The organism is Paenibacillus sp. RC334 (assembly GCF_030034735.1).
Taxonomy (GTDB): Bacteria; Bacillota; Bacilli; order Paenibacillales; family Paenibacillaceae; genus Paenibacillus; species Paenibacillus terrae_A.
Map to the genome: position 1 here is coordinate 5182943 of NZ_CP125370.1, position 24607 is coordinate 5207549.

At 44.3% G+C, this 24607-nt stretch carries 22 protein-coding genes and 2 pseudogenes; all 24 read right to left on the reverse strand.

The features are described from left to right. Positions 1-14: 14 nt before the first annotated feature. The 24 genes and pseudogenes from neuC to QMK20_RS23905 all read right to left on the reverse strand — a co-directional run bounded on the left by neuC (position 15) and on the right by QMK20_RS23905 (position 24549). Positions 15-1154 carry a UDP-N-acetylglucosamine 2-epimerase gene (gene neuC, locus QMK20_RS23785; RefSeq protein WP_283653538.1) on the reverse strand — a complete coding sequence of 380 codons (1140 nt, stop codon included), beginning with the start codon at positions 1152-1154 and terminating at the stop codon, positions 15-17. Beyond that, a complete protein-coding gene (gene neuB, locus QMK20_RS23790) occupies positions 1151-2179 on the reverse strand; it encodes an N-acetylneuraminate synthase (protein WP_283653539.1) in 1029 nt (342 codons plus the stop codon). The genes neuC and neuB overlap by 4 nt, the downstream gene beginning before the upstream one ends. Before the next feature lie 28 nt (positions 2180-2207). Further along, complete coding sequence (locus QMK20_RS23795) at positions 2208-2912, reverse strand: acylneuraminate cytidylyltransferase family protein (protein ID WP_283653540.1); 705 nt, start codon at positions 2910-2912, stop codon at positions 2208-2210. Beyond that, positions 2912-3932: pseudogene (locus QMK20_RS27805) on the reverse strand (UDP-N-acetylglucosamine 4,6-dehydratase family protein). The gene QMK20_RS23795 and the pseudogene QMK20_RS27805 overlap by 1 nt, the downstream one beginning before the upstream one ends. Positions 3933-3961: 29 nt before the next feature. Next, positions 3962-5770, reverse strand: coding sequence for a motility associated factor glycosyltransferase family protein (locus QMK20_RS23810; protein WP_283653543.1), 1809 nt, complete (start codon positions 5768-5770; stop codon positions 3962-3964). Positions 5771-5897: 127 nt separating this feature from the next. Further along, positions 5898-6185 carry a hypothetical protein gene (locus QMK20_RS23815; RefSeq protein ID WP_283653544.1) on the reverse strand — a complete coding sequence of 96 codons (288 nt, stop codon included), beginning with the start codon at positions 6183-6185 and terminating at the stop codon, positions 5898-5900. Between the two features lie 56 nt (positions 6186-6241). After that, positions 6242-6625: a flagellar export chaperone FliS gene (gene fliS / locus QMK20_RS23820; protein ID WP_053326240.1), complete on the reverse strand. Its 384-nt coding sequence runs from the start codon at positions 6623-6625 to the stop codon at positions 6242-6244. Positions 6626-6639: 14 nt separating this feature from the next. Continuing rightward, positions 6640-8112: a flagellar filament capping protein FliD gene (fliD, locus tag QMK20_RS23825; RefSeq protein ID WP_283653545.1), complete on the reverse strand. Its 1473-nt coding sequence runs from the start codon at positions 8110-8112 to the stop codon at positions 6640-6642. Positions 8113-8126: 14 nt separating this feature from the next. Continuing rightward, positions 8127-8477 carry a flagellar protein FlaG gene (locus QMK20_RS23830; RefSeq protein WP_283653546.1) on the reverse strand — a complete coding sequence of 117 codons (351 nt, stop codon included), beginning with the start codon at positions 8475-8477 and terminating at the stop codon, positions 8127-8129. 207 nt (positions 8478-8684) lie between these two features. Then, a complete protein-coding gene (locus QMK20_RS23835; protein ID WP_283653547.1) occupies positions 8685-9455 on the reverse strand; it encodes a flagellin N-terminal helical domain-containing protein in 771 nt (256 codons plus the stop codon). A gap of 343 nt (positions 9456-9798) precedes the next feature. Beyond that, entirely contained in the window at positions 9799-10032 is a 234-nt protein-coding gene (gene csrA, locus QMK20_RS23840) for a carbon storage regulator CsrA (RefSeq protein WP_283653548.1), read from the reverse strand. Beyond that, positions 10032-10478, reverse strand: coding sequence for a flagellar assembly protein FliW (locus tag QMK20_RS23845; protein WP_283653549.1), 447 nt, complete (start codon positions 10476-10478; stop codon positions 10032-10034). Before QMK20_RS23845 ends, csrA begins: the two co-directional genes overlap by 1 nt. Positions 10479-10560: 82 nt before the next feature. Further along, a complete protein-coding gene (flgL, locus tag QMK20_RS23850) occupies positions 10561-11469 on the reverse strand; it encodes a flagellar hook-associated protein FlgL (protein WP_283653550.1) in 909 nt (302 codons plus the stop codon). 24 nt (positions 11470-11493) lie between these two features. Beyond that, positions 11494-13074 carry a flagellar hook-associated protein FlgK gene (gene flgK, locus QMK20_RS23855; protein WP_283653551.1) on the reverse strand — a complete coding sequence of 527 codons (1581 nt, stop codon included), beginning with the start codon at positions 13072-13074 and terminating at the stop codon, positions 11494-11496. Between the two features lie 15 nt (positions 13075-13089). Next, complete coding sequence (locus QMK20_RS23860; RefSeq protein ID WP_283653552.1) at positions 13090-13590, reverse strand: flagellar protein FlgN; 501 nt, start codon at positions 13588-13590, stop codon at positions 13090-13092. 9 nt (positions 13591-13599) lie between these two features. Further along, on the reverse strand, positions 13600-13875 hold the full coding sequence (flgM, locus tag QMK20_RS23865; protein WP_014278436.1) for a flagellar biosynthesis anti-sigma factor FlgM: 276 nt from the start codon (positions 13873-13875) through the stop codon (positions 13600-13602). A gap of 196 nt (positions 13876-14071) precedes the next feature. After that, complete coding sequence (locus QMK20_RS23870) at positions 14072-14482, reverse strand: TIGR03826 family flagellar region protein (protein WP_283653553.1); 411 nt, start codon at positions 14480-14482, stop codon at positions 14072-14074. Positions 14483-15293: 811 nt separating this feature from the next. Next, positions 15294-15743 (reverse strand): LysM peptidoglycan-binding domain-containing protein, encoded by a 450-nt coding sequence (locus QMK20_RS23875; RefSeq protein ID WP_283653554.1) that lies wholly within the window; start codon positions 15741-15743, stop codon positions 15294-15296. A 386-nt stretch (positions 15744-16129) separates the two neighbouring features. Continuing rightward, complete coding sequence (locus QMK20_RS23880; protein ID WP_283653555.1) at positions 16130-16474, reverse strand: ComF family protein; 345 nt, start codon at positions 16472-16474, stop codon at positions 16130-16132. 568 nt (positions 16475-17042) lie between these two features. Then, positions 17043-19171: pseudogene (locus QMK20_RS23885) on the reverse strand (ATP-dependent helicase ComFA). A gap of 195 nt (positions 19172-19366) precedes the next feature. Further along, a complete protein-coding gene (locus QMK20_RS23890) occupies positions 19367-19804 on the reverse strand; it encodes a hypothetical protein (protein WP_283656335.1) in 438 nt (145 codons plus the stop codon). Between the two features lie 92 nt (positions 19805-19896). Then, positions 19897-20619, reverse strand: a complete 723-nt coding sequence (locus QMK20_RS23895) for a response regulator (protein ID WP_007432713.1) — start codon at positions 20617-20619, stop codon at positions 19897-19899. A gap of 4 nt (positions 20620-20623) precedes the next feature. Beyond that, a complete protein-coding gene (locus tag QMK20_RS23900) occupies positions 20624-21784 on the reverse strand; it encodes a sensor histidine kinase (protein ID WP_283653556.1) in 1161 nt (386 codons plus the stop codon). Positions 21785-21831: 47 nt separating this feature from the next. Then, positions 21832-24549 (reverse strand): stalk domain-containing protein, encoded by a 2718-nt coding sequence (locus tag QMK20_RS23905; RefSeq protein WP_283653557.1) that lies wholly within the window; start codon positions 24547-24549, stop codon positions 21832-21834. Positions 24550-24607 lie beyond the last annotated feature (58 nt).

Consider the following 24607-nt stretch of genomic DNA (forward strand, 5'->3'; position numbering starts at 1 on the left):
ATGCCATCATCTCCCTAATAGGTAATCGTTTTTTGGATAAGCTCATCTGTTTTAACCGTACTTTTTAATACATCAACGATACGTGCACTTGTACCCTTCTTACTGTACACATTACTTGAATTGGCAACCGTTTGTTGAAACAAAGCGGATAGCGCATATTCCAGTGCAATGGAGAGTTCCTTTTCATTCTGAGCAATATCTATGGTGTTCGCAGAACGCTCTCTGCCTGTCTGCCGAGTTCCGATATTAATGACTGGAACATGAAAAGAAGCAGCCTCAATAATCCCCGATGAAGAATTTCCAATTAATATTTTTGCATTCTTCAACATCGTCAGATAATCAAGCTGCTCAAAACTGGCTACAAAGTATATCCCCTCTCTTGTAGCAAAGCGATTATACACGTCCACGATCGCATCGGCTCCAGCATCCGAATTAGGCATCACACAAATAACCTCATTCTCTCCAGTCAAAAGAACTTCTAGCATCTTACCAAGCATGCTCATATCGGCCTCTTCCGTTGTGACAGGATGGTAAGCAAATAACACATAATCGTTATCTAAATCCAGATCGTATTTACGTTTTGTCTCCTCTAGCTCAGGCAAGGATGTCTTCATCATCGTTTCAATTCTCGGGGCACCGACTACATGAATTCTCCGCGGTTCTTCACCAAGCCTGATTAGGCGCTCTCTACTTCCATTTGTAGCCACGAAGTGAATGTGAGCCAACTTACTGATCGCATGCCGAACAGACTCATCAATCGTGCCGGACACTTCGCCACCATGTAAGTGAACAAGCGGAATGTTCATGTGAGAAGACACAATCGCGGCTGCAAGCATTTCTCCCCGATCTCCCAGAACAACGACGAAGTCTGGCTCCAAAGCCTCGATGGATTGCGTCATGCCCATGATTGCTATTCCGATAGAGCGAGACATGTTGGCATGAGTTGACCCTTGCAGCAGACAGTCTACCTTAGCGGATACACGAAATCCGTCCTTTTGAATAGCGTCCAATGTATATCCGTACTGTGGAGATAAATGCATTCCTGTCACCAACAGATGGAGCTCCAGAGCATTTTCATCCTCAATAGCCCGCAAAACCGGGTAATATATCCCATAATCAGCCCGTGTTCCGGTAATCACCAATACTTTCTTCATTGCACATCATCCCATGACAACAAATAGTCTTCATGTACATCCTTTAAAAGCTGCTTGCCAACTAAATCAGCATAATATTTAGGCGCTATTCCCGTTCCAGGGCGTTTGATGACTAGGTCTTCTTGAGTTATCGTCTGGCCTGCCTTTTTAGGTGCTGCCATCACAACACTTTTTCTTGCAACAGCTCTGGTGCTTTCCTCAGAGGGCATACACCTTTTAACCCCATCCCCCAGAGCCTGCTCTACATTACGAATCGCAACAACCATTCTGGAGAAATCAACAGGCTCCAGTGAAGCCTTATGGTCAGGACCTGGAAGTGATCGATCCAACGTAAAATGCTTTTCAATAATTCTCGCTCCCAATGCTGAAGCCGCTACAGCAATCTCAATCCCAGCAGTATGATCCGAATATCCTGTGACCTTCCCAAAAGCTTTAGAAATGGTATTCAGAGCCAACAAGTTAACATCTTCCAAAGGTGCCGGATAGTCGGAAGTACAGTGTAGCAATAATACGTCACTTTTTTTGAATGCTTGTAACGATTCTCCAATTTCATCCAGATTAGACATTCCGGTAGATAAAATAATTGGACGCTCATAGCGATCGAGCTTCTGAAGAAAGGGAATATTGTTCATATCTCCCGATCCAACCTTGAATGCATCGATATCAATTGAATTCAGAAAATCGGCACTTTCTTCATCAAAGGGTGTAGAAAGAAAGTCTATTCCTTTAACCTCACAATACTTTTTCAACAGAACAAAATCATCAAAGCTTAATTCCAGCTGTTTTAACATGTCCAGTTGGCTCTCGGTGGAGTTCGTATTTTCTGTCTGGTAATTAGCCTTTTGGGCGTACTTGGTTACCAGTTTTTCGCTTTTAAAGGTCTGGAACTTCACCGCATCGGCACCGCACAAAATCGCCTGATCAATACACTCAAATGCGAGATCCAATGATCCGTTATGATTTACGCCCACCTCTGCAATAATGTAGATGGAGTGGCTGTCGTTATTCGATAAAAAACTTTGCATGTTACACTACTCCCTCCTATTGCGAGGATCACTTGTGATTGGATTCTCTCCAAAGAAACTCTGCCATTTTTAAATCAAACTCGTCATCTATGTCAACAGATCGCTCTTTGGGCATAATGTAGCCACAATTATTAGGTCCTATCAGAGTGCCACTGTTCATCAACAAATCTCTTTTTACGATATAGATGGCTCCGTTTAGAACATACAATTCCTTGAGATCCTGTCTCCTCAAATGCTCCCTTTCACCTTTCAGGTAGGACGTAAGCCGTCCGTTATCCATTTCTCTTAGCAGGTAGGGTTGAACTTCTGATAAAGCGACACTTTGTAGTGAATCAGCCTGATTACTTGAAAATATTGTATACGCCTCTTCAATATCCATAGCATTTCGCAATGGAGATGTGGGCTGCAGCAGCATAATAACATCAAAAAATTGATCCAGTGTCTGTTCATAAAATTCAACAGCATGCTTTAATACATCAATGCTTTTGGCCTCATCGGTAGCCAGCTCAGCGGGCCTTATAAATGGAACTGCTGCGCCAGCTTGGCCTGACACACGAGCAATTTCTGCACTATCCGTTGTAACTACAACTTCGTCCACACAGCTACTGTTCAACGCTGCCTCAATACTATATTGAATGAGCGGTTTATCATGTAACAATCTAATGTTTTTACCAGGTAAACCTTTTGATCCACCGCGCGCAGGAATAATCGCCAGGCATTTATGATTGCCCATCATACAGCACCAATTGTAAAACCCAATCCATTTTTTTCAATCAGTTCCCGAATGGCTGTCTGGAAGATCTGCGGTGCAGTCTTCGAAGAATACTCTTGAGGAATCGCCTTTTGAAAACCTTCATATTCCTGCTCTGCTGTATGAAATGACGAAGGGATAATATACATTTGTCCATTCTCCAGTGCTCTTTCAGATTCCTCAAGCGACATTAGTTCTTCATACAGCTTTTCTCCCGGCCGTATTCCAGACTCGATGACTTCACCCGAATAGATATTGCCAGTTGCCTGTTCAAACGAATCAATCAAACATTGGGCCAAGTCTGTGATTTTAAGAATCGGCATTTTAAGTACAAATACTTCTCCGCCTTGTGAGTGATGCGCTGCATCTATTACCAGTTGAGCTGCTTGAGGAATAGACATCATAAATCGGGTCATCTCTGCATGTGTGACAGTCACCGGGATTCCCTTAGCAATCTGATCCCGGAATAACGGAATAACAGACCCCCTTGAGCCCATAACATTCCCAAAGCGGACACATGAGAAGACGGTACGTTTGCTACCTTTGTACAAGTTGGGCCGCTGAAATCAAACGTTCTGATAGTAACTTTGTAGCACCCATTGTATTTGTTGGATTTACCACTTTATCTGTGCTGATGGCTACCACTTTTTCTACATTATGCTCAATAGCTGCCTCTATTAAATTTTGTACACCTATGACATTCGTTTTCACTGCCTCCATGGGGTTGTACTCGCATGCAGGCACATGTTTAAGAGCAGCGGCATGAAAAATGTAATCTACATCCTCCATGGCATAGCTGAGCCTCTGCTTGTCCCTGATATCACCGATCAGATAACGGACATTCGTATATTCTTTTAATTCCTGCTGCAGATCAAACTGCTTACTCTCATCCCGGCTAAAAATTCGCAGAGCTTTAGGATTATAGGATAAAATATTACGTACAATTTCGCTTCCAATCGAGCCTGTGCCGCCCGTAACCAGTACAATCTTGTTGGTAAACATAATGACCTCCGGAGTGTAAAACGATTAATTTATATATCTTTATGGACCAATGGATCGCTATCTGTTTTTTTATCTAAACGGCGAATCGATTCTGAAAACATTTCTTCAAGTATTGGGATTTGTGCTGTGATATCCTCTAGCAGCTTACCCAGATGCTCATAGATTAGATCAGACTTACGAGTCAACTGATGTTCTGTCACAATCACAGGGAGCACCTGATCAAAACGCGCAATTTCGATAGGCATAATGGACTCAAATATAGGTGAGAACCAATCCCTGTTGGCAATCAATCCCCACATCTGCTCTATAGACTCCACCATACTTTGGGCCTTTGCTGGTTTAGTCCGGCTAAATTCGCGTATTTTTTTCATCAGCTTATGAATTGCTGCAATCTCAGAACGTACATTGGAAAGATCTCCGAGTGTCGCTATCAGCTTATCTCTGACATCCTGCACCTTATTCATATCAGCAGCAATATTTATTTTGTTTATCAAATCGGCAATTGCATCATGATCAACAGATTCTGATGCTAACAATTTATACATCTCTTCCATCGGTTCGTATGGGGCTCCCTCAATCACTGCACCATTTCGAGTTGAATTGATAAATTCAATCCTTGGAAGTGCCTTAATCAGATTTTCGAGTCCATCCTTCATCTGGGAGAAACTTTCGTCTGTAGTATTGTATGTCCCCTTTACATTTAGCACTTTTTTAGGTGCTTCCTGCACTTTCTTATCTGTAGTTTCGGCTGCAAAATGTTCAATTCCATCTGCGTAGAATTTGTTATCAGGGAACGACAAATCCTGACCTGCAAGTATGATCCGTTTAGCCCCTAGACATGCTGCTACTTGAATAACTGTTCCTGCGACCGTCTCTGTAGGGGATATAAAGAGTTCCTCTTTACTGAGTCCAAAGAAATACTGAGATATAGCATCACTTTTCATAATACTATGGATTTTCTCTGCACAGTTCTGGTCAGAGATTTCATAATAAGAAGAGGAAGTAAACAATAAAGGCTGCTCTCTCGTTTCAGAGGAAGCAAAGATTTTCTTATTGACTGAATGGCCATCCATTATTACAGCAAGGTGAGGCTGTATTCCATGCTTTATTAATGCCTGAATGCTGGAGCCTGCTGAAATAATCAGTGCGTGAGGACGTAATTTTTTCAGCCATTCGATATCTTCCTGTAAAGATGGGCCTGATGATACAACAATCACCGTCACACCCTCAAAAGCGTGAAAAAGCCGCTCAATGGAAGGAGTGTATAGTACATCAGATAGATGATATAGAAAATTTCGAGTCCATTCTTCTCGAAAACGATGCTCTGTATGTTTATCTATCATAAAGCTCTGGCGGTACTCCTGAAATTTTCCCTTTACTTCACGTAGCATACTCATATCATCTGATAGATACTTACGCAGCGCAATAAACACTAAATCTTCCATCATGTAACTATTCAGCATATGAAACATCATATTGAGCTGAGAATCACCAACAGATAGCCAGTACAAATTGGGATGCCCCAGCAAAAGACTGAGGTCATACTCCGTCACAGCCTTCCGAAAAAGCCGCTCATCCGGCTCGTATACAAACAGCCAGTGATTCGGGTACAATTCGAGGAGATCAACAATGCTGAGTCCCCTTTCAAATCCATATACAAAAAGGATCTTTCCGTTTCCAATTGCTCCCTGAACAGCATTAAGCCAAGCGATATCCCTTTCAAAGGGCTCCGTAAACAAAGGTATAGATAAGTCATCATTCGGCAAACTATTTATTTGGGTTGCAACATGAGGAAACCTCTGCTCTAGAATTGTATGGTTTATTTGTAGTTGAGACAAGGTAATACCACCGTTTCGCATTAATATTTGTTAACTAGTATATCGGATTTACTCTTAATGGAATGAAGCTTTTCACAGAAAATACCCCCATTCTTAAATCGAATGGGGTACGCTCCATAAAGCATTTTTATTTGCGATGATCAATAAACAAACTGTCTACAGAATAAGCCTGCTGGTATGCATGCTGCTGCACACGAATGGCTCCACGTTTCTCCATCCAGTGACCCGCTTCATCCTTAAGTGCATGCATACGCTGTAAAATTACCGAATCGTGACTTAGTATATCACGAATTTTCTGCTTATTATTTTCCGTTATCGACGGCTGAAAGGACTGCATCTGTTCTACAATGCGCTGCCTTTGATCTGCAAACTGTTCAAACTCTTCCTCACTTAAATTCATAAGGTTAGATAACACTGCTTCTGTCCTATGTTGCAGTTCTTCAAGGAGTACTTGCATATTAGGATCTGCCATTACACACTACCAACTACACCAGGCATTTTCATGGCTTCCAACCAAGCTTCCCGTAGGTCAGTCAAATGTTCCAGCACCTCTTGTGCCGGAGCGGCTATTTTGTGAACATTCGCCTCGATCAGCTCATGCAGCATATATTCATACACCCGCAATAAGTCATGGGATATTGGATACTCAAAATTCAACGCAGATATCAACTCGTGTACAATAGCTTGTGCTTTACACAAATTATTATTTGCTTTCTCGTTATCCCTATTCTCTATCCCCTCAATCCCCGCACGAACGAAACGAATAGCCCCATCGTACAGCATAATCAGCAGTTTAGGCTTGGATGCAGTTTGTGCTTGAGTCTGCCGGTATTTCTGATAGGGTGTATTGATCAATTGTAAAACCTCCTTTATGACGACATGCCTGTAAGACTCGAAGATGTATTATTATACTTGCTTATTGCCGTTTCCATGGCGGTGAATTTTTTGTAATAGTTAGTTTCAATCATCGTTAGACGGCTGGTCATGTCACTAATTCGACGGTCCAGACTCGTTAATTGCTCTCCCATTGTGCTCGTAGAAAGAAATGAAGCCGTTAGATCCTTACTAACTTTTGAAGTACCGGCTGTATCGGCCATTCTTTGCAGTGAAGTATTCGAAATCTTTTTAAGTTTAGCAATAACACCATCTTGCTGTGTGTATTTATTGGTTAGCGCGGTACTTGGATCCTGTTTCCCAAAAAAATTCGTGATAATATCCGGGTCTTTTTCAACCGCTGCACGCAATTTGTCTGCATCCAAAATTAGCTTGCCTTTCGTATCATACGTCCCCGTAGTGATCCCAAGCTCAGACATCATTAAAGGCTTATTCTTACCATTTGCATCAACTCTGCCGATATCTACACCTTGAATCATGGCATTACGCATTTCAGATAATGTATCCTGCAGGATAGGATCGTTTCTAAGCATCCCACTCTTGGCCTTGGTTGTCCAGAGCTTGACTTCATCATCGCTCATACCGGCTTTTTGTTCCGTCGTAAGCGGAGCGTATTTTTTATATCTCTCCTCACTAACCTTGCTGTTGAGTGTAGCAAGAACATCATTATAAGCATCAACAAAGCTTTGAATATTTTCGACGATCTTATCCGTATCTTTGGTAGCTTCTATTCTTGTCGCAGCACCACCTGCTGTCTTAAGCGTAATATCAATACCATTAATGGTAAAATTATTAGAAGATTTTTTGACTTCAAGTCCATTTACCTTTAGCAAAGCATCGGTTCCGTTCGTTGAAGATAGTTTAAACTCACTACTAATTTGAGAATCAATATTGAATGCTTGGGAACCGGTGGTTTTACTTGTTAATGACAAACCGGATTTGGCATCATATAGAGCAGTTACTCCTGTCTTACTGTTCTCATTAATTTTTTTGACAAACGATTCAATCGTTTCGTTGGCATCCACATCAATGGTGGCCCCACCAACCTGAACCGTACGAGCTGCCCCATCTGAAAAGGCAAGCTCAGTGCTTGCCTTTTCAGACCATGAGCTGTCTGAGACAGATCTTGCGGCAGTAGCGAGATTTATTACCGAGATATCCAATACCCCACTGGCAGACGATGAAGCCGATGCAGTCAACGCGTCACTATTTCCCGTTACTGTTACTTTCTGCGGATTCATTGAAGCAGTACGACTTAATGTACCTAGTTTATCTTGTAGAAATGAAACAACTTTAGTACTGGACTCACGATAGTTTTCCCGTTTCCATTCCATCAGTTGTTTTTGTTGATTCAGCTTATCTAGCGGTACACGTTCAGCAGTCATCAACTTTTTGACCATTGCATCAATATCCATCCCAGAGGCAAGGCCACTTATTCTGGTTACCATAATTATATGTCCCCCTATACTTTTTTATCGATAATTATTCCAGAAATTTCCATCATCATAGCCGCTATATCCAGAATTTTCTCAGGAGGTACCTCACGAATCAAATCTCCCGTTTCCTTGTTCATCACTTTTATCATGATTGCATGTGTCTTTTCATGTACCGATATTTCAAACGTCTTCTGTGGGCCTTGAATAGCATCAATTGCTTTCTGTAGCTCCAAAACTGCTTCCTCATGTGTCTGCTGTTTCTGCGCGGTACCACTTCTATTGGCTGTCTGGACAGCATCTTGTACAGTAGCATAATTGGTTTCGGCATCTGAAGGGGCTTCACGTTGTATTCCTGCTGATGGCTGAATCGGCAACAAACTCCCAGTGCTAGGGGGATCATCGAGTCCATAGAATAACCTCCATTAATAATATTAGACACAATAAAACCGTTCTGTATTTGAAATGCCAATACATTATATATCGGTAAATGAGTGCAAATATTTATGAAAAAAATAAAATAAAAAACAAAAAAAAGATCCTGCGATACACAGGATCTTTTTTTTGTAAACTTATGTCGTTTAAAATTAACGCAGCAACGACAATACGCCTTGTGGCGCGGAGTTTGCTTGTGAAAGCATAGATTGGGAAGCTTGCAGCAAGATGTTGTTTTTGGACAGAGTAACCATTTCTTTTGCCATGTCAGTATCACGAATACGGGATTCGGAAGCTGTCAGGTTTTCTACAGTTGTGCCCAAGTTGTTGGAAGTGTATTCCATACGGTTTTGCATAGCACCGAGGTTCGCACGTTGCTTAGCAACAGCTTCAATTGCAGCTGTTGTAGCAGAAAGTTTTACATCAGATTTGAGGCCACGGAAACCAGTGGAACTGATACCTTTAATACTGAGAACGAACACGTTATCATCAGCTTGGATTTTAACGGTTCCACCAGAAATCGCAATACCGTTGAATTTAGTGTTGGACAGGATTGCATCAATTTGACCGCCCAATTGACCAAGTTCTGCTTTGATGTTGGATTTATCGCCAGCGCTGTAAGTATCATTAAGTTGTTGAACGCCCAGTTCTTTCATACGAGTCAACATGGAGGATACTTCGTTCATTGCACCCTCAGCTGTTTGTGCGAAAGAGATACCGTCTTGAACGTTACGTTGTGCTTGTTCCAGACCACGGATTTGACCGCGCATTTTTTCGGAAATGGAGAGACCAGCAGCATCGTCAGCTGCACGGTTGATACGCAGACCTGAAGACAATTTTTCCATGTTTTTACTTGCTGCTGTGTTGTTCAATTGCATGTTACGGTGTGTATTTACTGCTGGTAAGTTGTGATTGATAATCATTTTATATTTCCTCCCTGAAATGGTTTAATTCCCACGTCCTTGTGGTATAAGCGTCTTCACAGGTCGGCCGCCCTGAAGAATTACCGCTCTAAAATATATATCGACCCTATGATGAGAATTGTTTATAGCATTCCAGCTTTTTTTTGAAATATTTTCTTAGTAGTTTTCGAAACTTTCAAACTCACCCAAGTGGAGATTTTCGATATTACGATAAACGGTGGAGAACATGGTTATATCAAAATTATTGTTCCAGATAATTAAGCATAAAATCTAGTCAAACAAAGACCGACACTTTACTTGTGTCGGCCTTCCTCAATGTATGTGCACCTCTAAGATTAGCGAATCAGGACTTTCTCTCTTCCATCTCCAACATTGCACTTTGAATGGCATTGGAATCCATAACTGCACATTGATTGTTTTGCTGAATAGCATCAAAGACTTCTTTTCGGTAAATATCGATATCCTTAGGAGCAGAAATACCAATTTTCACATTATCCCCTTCAACGGAAAGAACAGTAATGACGATATCATTCTGAATCACAATGGATTCACCCTTTTTACGCGTCAATACGAGCATCAGGACTCACCGCCTTTATCGGGCTCTATTCCATTCCATAATGGATGCTTAATTGTATAGTCTGTATTCTGCAAAACGATTTGCTTTCCTGTATGCTGTTCAACGTTAAAAATTAAAGGTGCAAGCAAATTCACCGTTGTTTTGGATTGATCGCTGTTCCATGTGCAGATACATCGTACTGCTATCTGTTCTTGACTGGTAATTCCAATATCCTCAAGAGCATCATCAGATAGCTCAAATTCATAATCTTCAAAAAAATCAAAGGGATTTACAGTAATAAAAATAGTAGCAGGTTGCTCTACTGCACTGAAAAGACTAAATAATTCATTATGCTCCTGTAGTTGAAATTCCCGAAGTTGTTCAAAGCCCGGTATTCCTTTTGGAAACACATAAAGAACGGTGTTGGTATCTTGGTTTTCTTCTTCTATTTTCTGTTTTGGGGTCATTAGTAACTCCTCCTATAAATAGTAACAAAAAAGCTACGGACCACTCGTCCATAGCTTCAAGTAACAATGTCAAAGATAAAAATCAACTCATAAAGTCCATCAGAGATGGCTGCATGATCTTGGCAGATGATTTCAAGGCAGCCTCATAGATAGTTTGGGCAGATGTAGCTTGAATCATCAGACTGGCAACGTCTGCATCCTCTGTTTTGGCTTGAAGTGTCGTCAAATTCAAATTACGATCATCTAAACGGGCTTGTACCAATTCAACCCGGTTCGTGCGTGCACCTACTTCAGACAAACTTGTTTGCATTTTGGTAAAACGGGATTCAATGCTTGAAAGTTGACTTGATATTGCTGTACTATTCCCACTGGTTAATGCGGTGGATAATGCATCCATGACCTTAAAAACATTATCTGCATCTGTCGATTTCCCGAAAAAATCGCTGCCTGACGTGTTTACCCGAAATGCATCTTGATCCCCGATCGCATAACTAACTGCACCTTGATCCGGATTAATCTGATCATAACTCGTGACCGTAGCTGATAGCTGATACGGTGCCTGATCATAATTTTGCCCATTGAAAACATACTTCCCACGAAGCTGACTGTTACCAATATTCATCATTTGCTCTTTTAGTTGGTCAACTTCCAGTTTAATCGAATCCAGGGCGGATTGAGGAAGTGTTTCACTTGAAGCCTGAACTGTCAGCTCTTTAAGCCGCTTCATTACATCACCGGCCTGTTGCATAGTCGTATCAGTAAAATCCAACCAGCTAACTGCTGCGTCTGAATTGGTTTTGTATTGTTCATTAGAAGCTAGCTCAGCTCTGTAACGTAGTGCATAGGTTACTCCTACAGGGTCGTCTGAAGGCTTATTCAACTTACGACCTGTAGAAATCTGGTTCTCCATTTTGCCCATATTATTGTTATTCCGATTCAGGTTACTGAGCAGTTGCATATTGGTCATCCCTGAGGTTACTCGAATTGGCATAACTTACTCCACCTTCTCATTATACTAGAGACCTACGCGGCCTGTACCATTAATCAGCTTGTCCAACAGTTGGTCAAATGTAGTCATGAACCGTGAGGCTGCACTATAAGCATGCTGAAATTTGATCATATTGGACATTTCTTCATCCAATGACACCCCACTGACCGACTGACGGTTCATGTCCACTTGCTCGGTCAACAGCTGTGCATTTTGTGATTGGCGCTCTGCTTCCTTGGTTTGGACGCCCAATTGTCCTACGATTGAACTGAAGAAGTCATCTACAGTGGTTGTCTGGGCTTGAGTGGTATTAAAGCCAAACTTCACATTTTTCAGGTTCGCCATTGTCAATGCCAAAGCATTGTTACCTACGGTTACCTTCTCATTCGCCGTACCCGTTCCATCTACCCGCAAAGAGCTGGAAATTTTGTTGGGATCATCTTGAATATCCTTATTCAGCGTAATATTACCTGCTGTAATGGCAGCCCCATCTTTGGAGGTAAAGAACGCCCCACCTTTTTGCGGTGTCGTGCCACTAAGCGTGTATCCTAGCTGGTGAAGGCCATTAATCCCTTGTACGGTTACTTTTAAATCGGCCGTCAAGGTTCTATTGTTATTCGCATTCGAGTAAGTGACTGCTGTGTTATTGGCACCCGAATTCAGTACCGTTCCCTCGGGTAGAACTGTACCTGCGGGTAAAGTAATTTCAATGTTGCCATTTGCCAGGGTATTAGCCAACTGGTCCATCTGACTCTTGTAATCCGCTACATATTTATCCCGGGATAGAATCATACCGTACACTTCTCCGCCGGTTAATGTCCCCCCCTGATATGCAGCCTCAAGACCAGCCGCCGTAATAGCGGTTACCTCTGTACCCGCAACAGCTACTTGTCCGGCCACCGTTACCTGATAGCCGTTATCCAACTGAGTTACCTGCACATTCGCAAGTTTGGACAACTGGTCAATCGCATAATCCCGCTGATCCCGCAAATCATTCGGGTTATCTCCAATTTGCTCCAGTTTATAAATATTACCGTTCAGATCCGCTACAGACTGCAATAATGAGTTCATCTCAGTTGTTTTTAATGTAACGTTACTAGTCAAATCAGAACTGAGTGCATCCAACTGTTTGCTGGCCTGATTCATAGCATCTGTCAGAGCAAGCGTAGTCTCTTTTACAATTTTGCGATTCGTAACATCCTGAGGATCTTGGCTCAGATCGGACCATGCATCCCAAAAGTTATCCATGACTTTGCGGATCCCCGTATCCGAGGGCTCGTTCATAATCGTTTCCAGCTTATTCAACGTATCATAGCGGATATCCCAGCCACCTTGAGAAGAACTTTCGTTGCGGTACTGGTCATCCAGAAATGTCTGACGAACACGCTCAATAGCGGTAAATTCGACCCCTGTACCCATCTGACCTCTTACAACAGAACGGTTCAAACCATACGCCTCCATAGATTCAGAGGCTTTCATACTGACCACTTGTCTGGAATAACCGGCTGTGTTGGCATTGGAAATATTGTGTCCGGTTGTATTTAATGCTGCCGTTTGTGTGTTTAAGCTTCTTTTGGCTGTTTCTATACCATGAAATGTTGAGACCATGTTTTCCTCCTTCTATTAGGCGCGTGTATCAAATAGGCCCGCCGTCACAGTTGATATACTTTTATCGGCCGGGCGCTGGTAAGTCGCTTCCGATTCCGCATAATATGACATACTCTCAATGGAAAAATCGATATAGGAAATCGCCTGCTGTATAAGCTGTTGATTCAACTCATTTAGTTTCTTCAATTCCTGAAGAGTATTCGCCAAATTTTTTTGAATATGAAGGAGCCGCTGCTTGTCTTCTAGATCAAAAACGAGACGGGACAATTCCGTAATATTGAGGTTCAACCTGGACTTAATACCACGTTCCTGCAAAAATGCATATGCAGCCTGCATACGTTGTTCATCCAACTGCTCAATGTATCTGGAAAGCTTCGATTCCTGATTCATGACAGCGATAAGTTGTTCCACCCGATTGGAGATCAGCGCATCTTTTTTCTGCTCTCCCAATGAAATTAATTGCTGATGTGACACTCTGAGTTCCTCCAACACATCAATCAGGCGCTCTAAAGGCATACCCTTCACCTAGCTTTCGGAAGACTGTTTGAAGTAAGGTAACAGCTTCTCTGCAATTTTGTCAGCATCCACACGGTAGGTTCCAGAAGCTACTTGCTGCTTAAGCTCCTGAATCTTTTTAACGCGGTCTGCGTCACTGCTGCGGTTCAGCATTTCCATCGCTTCCGGGGAAATCGAGACCTCGTCCTTGCGACGGGATTTCTTTTGTTCCTCCTGGCGTCCTGCTTCAATATTTCGTTGATATGGGTTAATGGCTCCGATGCGGTTGGTCTCGTTAATTTTCATAACTTCCACCTTCCTTATTTATTTGAAATGGTCAGAATGTATCAGACGACATAGCGTCGAACATGGTTCGTATTATGTCTTACTTCTTTATTTTGTGCATGTTTGCTAAAAATAAAAAAACCGATAAGCTCTATAAAGATTATCGGCGGTATTTGAAACTTTTTGAATAGCTGAATTCGTTTTTAATTCCCTTGTACTACTTTCCGCGAAGTTTATCAATCGCACTGTAGGTACCTGAACCCATACCATTACTCTGATCCTGCTTGCTGCTTTCGCTGGCGGCCTGATGCAGGTCTTTGGTCAGGCGTGTTCGACAAGAATCGCACATATGCCCTTCCCGTATCGGTGTCCCGCATACCTCGCAAGGATACGTCATATTAGGCGCATTAGCAATGGAAATACGTCCCTCACGTATAAAGGTCGTAACTTGCTTAACGGATATCCCGGTAGCCTCCGAAAGCTCCTGCATATGACAGCCCTTATTTTCACGTATATATTTGACGCATTGCTCGTATTCAAGCTCAATTTCTTTAATACAGTTTGGGCAGATTCCCCTAACATTCATAATAAACAGCTTTCCACAGCGAGGACAGTTATCCAAGTTCATCCTCTGCAGCGCCCCTTTCCTGTTTCCGGTCTTGTATTGGTGTATCCTTACATTACCTTACACCTAAGAGCCTCGTCTAGCGAATATTTTTAAAAAAAGAGTGATAGATTTTACACAATTGCACATTTTGTACGATATCATAATAAAGGTACAAAATGCTTAACGTACTCTGTATTAGGAAGTGCAACGAGAAATCTAAGCATTTAAATCCTACACCAGCTAACGGGGCCATAACCTAATATCAAATCTTTACTTACATCTATATAATGATATGCAAATCGCATGTAACCTAAGGAGACAAATGATTTCTCCCAGATCAATCTAATGCATGTGTCTATTTATCGTCATACAACGCTCAGGTTTTTAGATGAAAATAAAATAAGCGCCATTCCGGTTATTTCGGGAATAGCGCTTCACTATAATTAAAATAGCTGTATATGATTATAATTGGATGTAGATATACGAATCAAGATGAGGGAAAAACCGGGCGAAACAATCCTCAGAAGAATTCATGTTCACCTGTGCCCCGAATGCCACCAAGTAACTGCTACAAATCCGGGGGAACGGCGCCCATACGAATGCTCCGCACATGGAGTGTGGGTATTCATTATATCAATGCGACTAACATCATCCCAGCTTAAAATCTATCTGAAGATAGGTGTAGACGCACCATTGAAAATTTGCAGTCCAAAAAAACATGCTATTTCACAAATAATTATTCAAAAAAGCATTGTTTTAATAGAGGCCTTCCCGTATACTGTAGTCAAACACTTGGTTTAATAAAAACATTTTATTATGAATTTATAATGAATTATTTATTAGTGTTTGTTTGTGGAACTTGCAGTTCTTGGCCTGCTTTAATCAGGTCGTTGATTTTAAGCAGTTCTTCAACAGTTACACCGTATTTTTCAGCAATGGAAGTCAGCGTATCGCCATCTTGAACACTTACTGTGATTGTATTTACAGTAGCCGGTGTTACAGTTGTAGTAGCTGGTGTTGTTGTTTGATTATTGTTCTCGGCAGCTGGTTGAGCCGGTGTTGTAGTCGTAGCATTTTCAGTTCCGAAGAGTCTAGCTTCCAGTGCTTTCTGTGCTGCTTCTTGTTGTTCAATAATCAGTTGTAGTTCTGCCTGATCCTTGTTGTAATCCGAGTTAGACTTTGCGGATACTTGACCTGTAGCAAGTGGACTCAACAGAGATACTGCACCTAAACTGATTGCCAACATGCTAGATACTGCTACTTTTTTCATTACGTTTTTCATGATTTTTTTCTCTCCTCTTTTTTAAGTCAAATTTTAATTAACTGCTTTACTACTGAGCGAGACACTCCCAATGTCCGCTCTGTTGTCGTTAGCTAATCATTTATTACCAAACCATGTTAGCTATCAACAGATAGAAATTGTACTCCTATTTTCCAAATAAATCAACCTCTAAATTGAAATATTCTGTTTTCATCCCTCACTTCCTTACTTTTTGTGTGTGTCTATATTTTTATTATATACCTCTCTCTATCTCGTTGTCAAATCTTGCTTATTGTGCGGTTTAAAAGGCTTCTCTGCTCTAGCATTTGGGCTTTTCTCGGAACGGTATGAACTTTTTTCCCTGGCTCCAAACCAAAACTCTCGTAAAGGGGACATGAAATTCAGGCTTATGACCTTGCCAAAGTCAGACAAAAAATGGTCATATGTATACCCTCTTCGGATGCCTTTTCCCCTAAAACACGCGCACACGCTTGTAAAGTACTTCCAGTTGTATAAATATCGTCCACCAGCAAAACAGTAACATATTTATGATACTCCATTTTGCGTTGAAACTCAGCATTTAAAACAAAATGCTTAATTAACTCCGTCATACCTGGCACAACAGAGAACGCATTATACATCGTGTGTGTGCGTTCTTTTTTTGTTTTGAAGCTTTGTTTGCCAGTATCTTGCGGACGAGCAAGTAAAGGTAAAAAGAGCAGCTTATTCCGCTTGGCAAGCTCCTCTGCCAAAATTTGAGCCTGATTGAAACCTCGCTCTGTCAGTCGTGTCTCACTTACCGGAACACATGTCACCAAATTCACGTTCCGCAGAGACTGATTGAAACGAAAATATTCCCGACCAGTAAACTCATGCCTCATAGCCTGATAAGCCCGATGCATCATTTCGCCGAGCGGAGGACCGTACTTTTCATTTCCGCGATACTTAAACTGCCCAATCCATTCTCTCATGATAGGCGTATAGCTAGCCGCACTCCGATTACACACATAGTAGCGTGCTGTCCGGTCAGACCTTACACAATCAGGACAAAATGTCGAGCGTCCACAATGAACACATCGAATGTTGTGAATCCAGGGAATTTGAGCCGAACAAGAAGTACAAATCCCGGGAAACTTGGAAAAACTCCCAGCGTGAATTCCACAAGCGATACATGTTTCCGACTGACGCTGAAGTAGCCAATTCAAAAAAAGTTGAGTTCTGCGCATCATTTTCATACAAAATGCACCTCTCTTGGTAGTTTACGTGTCAACATTGCATCAGGTTTCACATTTCCAAAAAAACTTTTTTTATTTTGCGCATTTAATGTTTTACCTCCTGTAGATAGTCCTTTTTTCGCGCTAGTGTATTCATACGCTTAATTTGTCTAATCGCCCTCTTTTGGCCGCGAGTCCATTGGGGAGATGTGAAAACGACGCTTCCACGCGGGTCATCCTTCGACCTTCCTGCTCGACCAGCCATTTGTACCAGAGAAGCTTCATCAAAAAGACTGCTATCCGCGTCCAGTACATATACATCACTCCGTGGAACCGTCACACCGCGTTCCAAAATAGTGGTTGTGACCAGTACACGTATTTCAGTTGCCCGAAAGGAACGTACCTTAGCGCTTCGCTCTTCATCCTGGGATGAGGTGCCCGCAATTGGGATATGAGGCAGGCGTTTGATCAACAATTCTACTAGAGATTGAATATGTGAGATTCGTGTTACAAACAGGAAGACCTGAGCGCCGCGATGTATGGATGCGGACAAGCGTTGAATCAGGGATGCAGGAAGCCGCCCTTTTTGCAGCCAATGCTTCACCGGAGTAGTCTCCAAACGGAATGGGACAGGCAGTGGATGACGATGAAAACGAACGGGAACCTTGGCGTGCGGTAATAGGCCGCGTGCAGCCTCTTTTTGCAATAGTATCGGTGGAGTAGCAGACAAATAAATGAATTTCCCCTCCGGCTTACACACAGCCTGTGCGGCAAAGGCGAGCATAGGATCATTGTGATAAGGAAACGCGTCAATCTCGTCAATGACAACCAGATCAAAGGCCTGACGATAACGCAGAAGCTGATGAGTTGTCGCAAGTGTCAGCTGTCCCCTTTGCCAGCGTTCATCACTGCCTCCATAGAGCGTCACCATGCTTACATGGGGAAAGGCGATTGCCAAACGGGGGGCCAATTCCAGTACCACATCCCGACGCGGTGTCGCTACAAGCGCCGTTCCTCCATGCTCCAGCACATGTTGCAGGAGTGGAAACATCATTTCTGTCTTGCCTGCGCCAGTCACGGCCCAGAGTAAAAACCGCTCTGCCGCGACATCGGCCTTACCGCCGACGCCAGGCATGTGCCATACGCCTTCGCCAGTTGTTGGCGAAGAATGCCTGCTGCTGCTGTCGCGGGCAAGGACATTGCCCTGCGGCGCAGCAGCAGGGCTTGGCCCCCGGCGTGTAGCCATGCCACGCCGCAGCAGCTCGCACGCCCGGAGCCAGAGGCTTTGCGGGCGGACTGGCCCCCGCACCCCACCGGGCGGTGCGGCCAAAAGCGCAGCGCCGCTTCGGCGGCGGCGCGTTGCGCAGGGCTCAGCCCCCAGCGGTCAAGCTCCGCGGCCGGGGCTGTGTCCGCCGTGCGCGGCACGGCGGGTTTCGCTGCACCGCGCAGCAGCAGCGAGCACTCACGGCTGCGCCCCAGCGCGAGACACGTCTCGCAGTAGGCGCACGCCTTGCGTCCGCACGATGCACAGCCCGTGCGGTACATCGCCCCGCTGCCGCAACGATTGCAGCGGAGATCACGCGCGGCGGACCGGCGCGTATATGGTGCAAGGCCAGCAGCAAAGCTGAGCCGGCCTTGCAGGTACGCGAGCTGCGCAGCTGAGCGCCAAACGCGCTCCAAACCTGGCGCCGCCTCAGCCAGCAGCGCTTCAGCTTCCGGAACGAGCAACTGGCGTCCTGACAGCAAATCAGCCAGCACATCCGCTTGTCGTGCCACACACTCCATATCCAGTTTTTCGATTTCACTGTTAAAATGCCTTGTTTGACTGAGGTACGTTACTCCTGCCATTCTCCGTTCCTCACTCCCTCTCCCAAACATCATGCTGCTTGGATGGAGTATCTGCCCATCCCAAATGCATATAGCATCGATTCCTTTGGCCAAATACTGATCTGCGTCAAAAGGCTCTGAATTCAGCTCATCCTTTAGCTGTGCGAGAACGTATTGCCACCATTGCTCCCTTGTCCATCGCTCCATGTCCGTTGATCCCCTGAACACTTCACACAGCTTTACGCCCCAAGGCAACGGAAGACCTCGCCCCAGTATCACCCATTTTTCGACAGCATTCTCCTGTCCATCGCTCGCTTTCAACCACCATGTCATATCTACTCGAATATCCACGGATAAGCGGATATCCCATTTCCCCCTATAATTGACCACATATACCGAAATTTTCATTTGGCCCCCCTCCCACTCCTCAAGTGTTTGTTTTTCCTCCTACCCATACAACAAAAAAAGCACACTTCCATGGCTCATAGCCTGAAGTGTACTTCACATCATTCGGATTTCAGCGAAATCCCTTTTATCTTGCATATGCAATTCCTTATAACATTTATATCCGGTTTCGACCGTAATGTCCACAATACTTTGTCATTAACGAACAAGTGGAGCATCCACCAACGGGTTGACTGTTCTGAGGTCAATAACAACCTGCTTTTCACCGCCTGACCTCGGTAAAACCGGGTTTCCCGGTGAAAAACGATATGAAATGACCGAAACATCCATATGGCTGTAACCTATCATCCGTGTAAGGATCGGCAGCGTATCGTCCACGGATTCATCATCCAGTACCGTCACATGCAGCGGCTTACGACGTAACCAGGCAAGTATGCTCAATGAACGCATCACCCACTCCACACGTTCTCCGTCATTAGAAGTAATGACAATATAACGGGTCGGCCATTGATCCGAAGATAACGCACGCACATCGTCGCCATTGCGATAGGCTTGAACCGCTTGCCGTATATACATAAGATGCACGACTGCGGCTCCCAGACCATATATAAGCAATATCCAAACCAAATGAGCCATCACGAAGGTTCCACCTCCTCCTATAGCGACAATATATGCCGTATAACAGGAAGAGGTGTCACGGTTATGTACTGGGTTTCAAAGACTACACTTTACAGCGTAACCCATCCGTATTTGATTGAGTTAATAACCGCTTGTGTCCGGTCATCAACCTCCATTTTTTGCAAAATACTGCTGACATGGTTTTTGACCGTTTTTTCACTAATGAATAAATATTCACCGATCATCTTGTTGCTCTTGCCTTCTGCCATTAAGCGCAACACTTCAGCCTCACGACGGGTCAGTGGGTTATTTTCGCCTGCGACGAACTTCACGCCAGCTTCCTTGGTATGACCTTCAGCCATAGCCCCGGTTTCATTCAGGTACGTCATCCGACGGAGCTGCTGAATGAGTTTACCCGTTACCTTCGGATGAATAAACGCATACCCTTCATGTACAGAGCGAATCGCGTTAATGAGGGACTCGGCCTCCATATCTTTTAACAGGTAGCCGTTAGCTCCCTTGCGCAACGTCTCGAATACATAGCTTTCATCATCATGAATGGACAGAATGATAACTTTGACATCCGGGAACATCTCACGCAGTTTTTCAGTTGCCTCTACACCGTTTTCAATAGGCATATTAATGTCCATCAGAACGATATCCGGCTTCTCTACATTACAGAACTCCAACACCTGAATACCATCGCCACATTCGCCGATGACCTCAATGTCGTCCTCCATATTCAAAATACGTTTAAGCCCTTCACGGAACAACTGATGATCGTCCGCCAAGAGTACTTTAATGGGTGCGTTACTAATTTCCTGATTTTCCATGTTGTTACTCCTTTCCCTTTTCCACGTTGGTTGGGATATGAATCACTATCTTGGTGCCTTGATTCTCAGCTGATTCGATCTCCATTCTCCCCTCGAGCAGTTCAACCCTTTCCCGCATACCAATCAGACCAAAATGCCCATGATCTTTGCTTTTCTGCTGAAAAAGCTCTGGCTTAAAGCCCAGACCGTTATCCTGCACCACGATTTTTACAAGCTGCGCCTGATAAGTAATCTCAACAAGCACATAGGTAGGATAAGCATGCTTGGCAGCGTTGGTCAAAGCTTCTTGGATCAGACGGTAAATGGCTGCTTCCATCGCGGAAGAGAGACGGTGTTCCTTGCCCCTTGTTTCAAAAAGCGATCTAATCTTCGTTTTCTCTTCAAAATCCTGCACATATTTCCGGAGCGTCGGAACAAGTCCCAAGTCATCCAGGGCCATAGGACGCAGATTGAAAATAACCTTTCGCATTTCCTCAAGACTGGAGCGAACCTGTTTCTTCAAGTCTACTATTTCGTCCTGAACCATCTTAAATTCCTGCTTGGCGATCATTCTTTCCACAATTTCCGTCCTAAGCACTAGATGCGCAAGAAGCTGTGCAGGTCCATCGTGAATTTCACGGGATATCCGCTTGCGCTCCTCTTCCTGGGCTAAAATAATTTTCAGACCAATAAACTGCCGGTTTTTGGCCGATTCGATGATCCGCGTTACTTGTCCCAACTCACCCGACAAGTATTCCAGCACGACGCCCATCTGCGAACCGATGGTTTCGGCCCGCTCGACAGAGGCCTCGACACTTTTAGCCCGCTTTTGAAGATCATCTCTTCTGGCCTTGAGGTACATTTCCTTCTCGCGAAAGATCATCACATCGAGCTGAAGCTGTGTTGCTTTCTCGTAAGCCTGCTTGATATCCTCTTCCGAATAGCGGACAAAGTCACGGCTGACCTCAGTCAGCCGAATACGGGACCGCCGATAGTTCATTTCCAACTGGTCCACCTTTTCAATCGTTTCTGCCGTTTCCTTCAGGACGCTCTGGAGTTCCTGATTTAATGTGATCAGCTCGGTCCGGGCCGTGTCCAAAATTTCGAACATCTGATATTTACTGTTCTCCATCACCTGAATGGCATTCTTAATGACTCGGTCTATGATATCGGCTTGAAAGTCCACAAATGTTCTACTCCAATCCTAGCATTTCAAGTATATATCATACCATATCATGACTGGAGGGTGATGGTCTTCGTTTCTTGTTCCCATTTTACAGTCATTCCTAACTGCTCTGACACGAGTCTTAATGGGACTAAAGTCCTGCCACCTAACACAATGGGCGCTACATCAGTGCTCTGACGCTTGCCGTTCATGACGACTTCTTTTTTACCCACCGTCAAATCCATCAGCACACCGCCACGCATAATCGTAATCCGCTGATCGCCTGCGTTCCACTTGGCTTGCCCGCCAAAAGCGTCCAGCACGTACTTGATCGGTACATACGTTGAACCGTTGCGGGTCATCGGAGCCGCATCAATTGTTGTTAGCGTCCCGTTCACGGTCATTGACTTTTGTCCGATTGCCATTTGAGCCGTTCCTTTTTTGAGTCCTTCGGTTCCGACCGTTCCCGGTGTATTAAAAGAAATATTATCAAAAGCAATATTACCTGTTTTAGCACGCTCATCCTGACCTTCAGCGACATTGACTACATACAGGCGCTTGAGCTTCGCCGGATATGAGATATTCAAACCGCTCATGTCTGCGTTAATTGTTTTCCAGCCGTTCCAGTCGATCACTTTGGCCAGGTCTATATATGTCGTTTTGCCTTGGGCATCTTCCAGCTCCGCCCGCAACCAGTTCAGGCTCTTATCTCCTCTAACATCAATCGAGATGGATGTAGCCACTTGTTCAAGCGTTTTGCCAGTTGTACCGTTCAGCTGGGCGTAAGCATACATTTTACCACTGCCGTTCGTCATGTCATAATTCAGCTCAAGCACTTTGGAATTGGCATGGTCGCCATCTCCTTGTGCAACAGCCGCTGTGCCGGTAACGCCTTCCACATTCGAAGTAAAGTCAACCGGATACGAAACATTTTCGAAGTTCTCCCAGTTGTTTGTGCTCGCCCCGTCAGCAGACAGGAAGACGACAGCGCTGAAACCATCGTAGCGACCGATGGCATAGCCCGTTTTCACACCCGCATCTACCGTATTTACCGTAAGTTGATTGTCCTTAACACTTCCCTTAAAGCCGATGAACTCCCATTTGAGCGCATCTGACGAAATGCTGACGCTCTGGCCGTCTTTCGTCTTTGCAGTTACCGGAACCGCAATTTTAGCTCCTGCCGTAAGCGCTCCTGTGCCACTGCCTGCTGTAAGTGATGAAATTTCATCTGCTCCCAGCACAGTAACCTTGGTTGTAGCACTGGCTGAGCCACTGGACGCCGTCAACGTAGCTGTCCCTGGTTTGGCTCCCTTCACAACCCCCCCACTCACCGACACGACGGACGGGTTGCTCGATTTCCACGTCACTTGTACATTCGAGGTATCGAACGGATTGTAGTAGGTATCATAGCCTTTAAAAGAATAGCTTCCGGTCTGACCAATAAGCAGCGTTTTATTGCCTTTAATCGTGAAGCCTTTGAGCGTCCCTTTAGGCGCACTGGTGTACACACCCACACCGTTTACTACGCTCCGTTGCTCCGTACCGTATTCCGTATTGAACGTAAGTCCTGCTGTCGTATCTCCCAAATCACGGGTTACCATCGTGGTGGAGCCGCCCCCATCCAGGTTCATACCCTTCCAGACACCAATATCTTTCATCAGCGTTTGCAACTCACTCAGGGATACACCCACGCTGTTCCCGTTCTTCTCAACGGCAATGACGTAAGCGTAACGCTTGTCACGGGAATATCCCAAAGCCGTCCGCGCCCGCGTCCCGCCTATGCTCGTTGTACTGCGGGAAAACGAAGTTTTCTGACCGTCATTCACCAATATGGTGTGTCCGCCAATCATCATCTGGAGATTGGAAGGATCCACCTCACTCCCTGTCGATTTGACACGAAGATGATAGCTGGTTTCTACCGTTTCTCCCACTGTCAGATGGGCTTTGACATAATCGGCCGCTTTGCCGTGAGTACGTAAAATATAGCCGTCCTGTGGCACAGCCATATTCAACGTAGCATTGTTGGAAATTTGTGTAACCACACCATTTTGCACCAACACCTCGGTAGGCGTTGTTGAGCTGTTTTTCGGCCGCTCAATTGCTTTCCAGGCAGATGTATAAATATACATTGCGTTGGAATGACTATAGCTGCTTCCACTTGTTTCAGGCGAATACGAAGCCTTATTCATCCCCGTTAAAGGGAAAGTTGATCCATCCCCGGCTTTTACTGTGCCTTCAAAGGTAAACTGCTCTACCATTGGGGAACCGTCCTTGGTTACTGCAAAAGCATACATCCCCGTTAAATCGGACGGAGTAGACATCAATACCCCCTTCGATACTTGTCCACCAATCGGGGCACCCTCGCTGGAGGTATTAAAATAATCTCCGTTCACACCAGCGACTGCTCCAGTCTCTTTTGCCATACCACCTGTGCTTTGACGGGTTGTGAACTGTCCATTTTTCCCGGTCATAACATCCAGCTTGACATACGGATTTTGCAAGTCTACCCGGACGATATCAGCTAACGCTGTTCCTTTGGAGCCTTTAAAACGATAATTCATCAATGTTGCACCAGAAGTAATTATTTCTTCCCCCAACTTTACAGTTGAACCGGAAGCTGCACTCGCAATCGGCGCAGATATCCAGTCGTTTAACGGAATCAGGGCGCCTGTTCCGGCTACGGGTCCAACCCACAATACTCCCGCCAGTGTCAAAACAGCCCATCTTTTAGCGATCCCTCTGCCATCTACCTTCTCATTGCCTTGTTTCCTATTACCTAAAACCATATGGATGATAGCTCTCCCATCTTCATTGTATTCAAACGGACTTTTCCGATCATGTACT

Excerpts from the sequence above, each read along its gene's own strand:
- neuC (WP_283653538.1), bottom strand. The coding sequence starts at position 1,154 with ATGAAGAAAGTATTGGTGATTACCGGAACACGGGCTGATTATGGGATA.
- neuB (WP_283653539.1), bottom strand. The coding sequence starts at position 2,179 with ATGCAAAGTTTTTTATCGAATAACGACAGCCACTCCATCTACATTATT.
- QMK20_RS23795 (WP_283653540.1), bottom strand. The coding sequence starts at position 2,912 with ATGGGCAATCATAAATGCCTGGCGATTATTCCTGCGCGCGGTGGATCA.
- fliD (WP_283653545.1), bottom strand. The coding sequence starts at position 8,112 with ATGGTAACCAGAATAAGTGGCCTTGCCTCTGGGATGGATATTGATGCA.
- QMK20_RS23835 (WP_283653547.1), bottom strand. The coding sequence starts at position 9,455 with ATGATTATCAATCACAACTTACCAGCAGTAAATACACACCGTAACATG.
- csrA (WP_283653548.1), bottom strand. The coding sequence starts at position 10,032 with ATGCTCGTATTGACGCGTAAAAAGGGTGAATCCATTGTGATTCAGAAT.
- QMK20_RS23845 (WP_283653549.1), bottom strand. The coding sequence starts at position 10,478 with ATGACCCCAAAACAGAAAATAGAAGAAGAAAACCAAGATACCAACACC.
- flgL (WP_283653550.1), bottom strand. The coding sequence starts at position 11,469 with ATGCCAATTCGAGTAACCTCAGGGATGACCAATATGCAACTGCTCAGT.
- flgK (WP_283653551.1), bottom strand. The coding sequence starts at position 13,074 with ATGGTCTCAACATTTCATGGTATAGAAACAGCCAAAAGAAGCTTAAAC.
- QMK20_RS23860 (WP_283653552.1), bottom strand. The coding sequence starts at position 13,590 with ATGCCTTTAGAGCGCCTGATTGATGTGTTGGAGGAACTCAGAGTGTCA.
- flgM (WP_014278436.1), bottom strand. The coding sequence starts at position 13,875 with ATGAAAATTAACGAGACCAACCGCATCGGAGCCATTAACCCATATCAA.
- QMK20_RS23870 (WP_283653553.1), bottom strand. The coding sequence starts at position 14,482 with ATGAACTTGGATAACTGTCCTCGCTGTGGAAAGCTGTTTATTATGAAT.
- QMK20_RS23875 (WP_283653554.1), bottom strand. The coding sequence starts at position 15,743 with ATGAAAAACGTAATGAAAAAAGTAGCAGTATCTAGCATGTTGGCAATC.
- QMK20_RS23890 (WP_283656335.1), bottom strand. The coding sequence starts at position 19,804 with ATGGCTCATTTGGTTTGGATATTGCTTATATATGGTCTGGGAGCCGCA.
- QMK20_RS23895 (WP_007432713.1), bottom strand. The coding sequence starts at position 20,619 with ATGGAAAATCAGGAAATTAGTAACGCACCCATTAAAGTACTCTTGGCG.
- QMK20_RS23905 (WP_283653557.1), bottom strand. The coding sequence starts at position 24,549 with ATGGTTTTAGGTAATAGGAAACAAGGCAATGAGAAGGTAGATGGCAGA.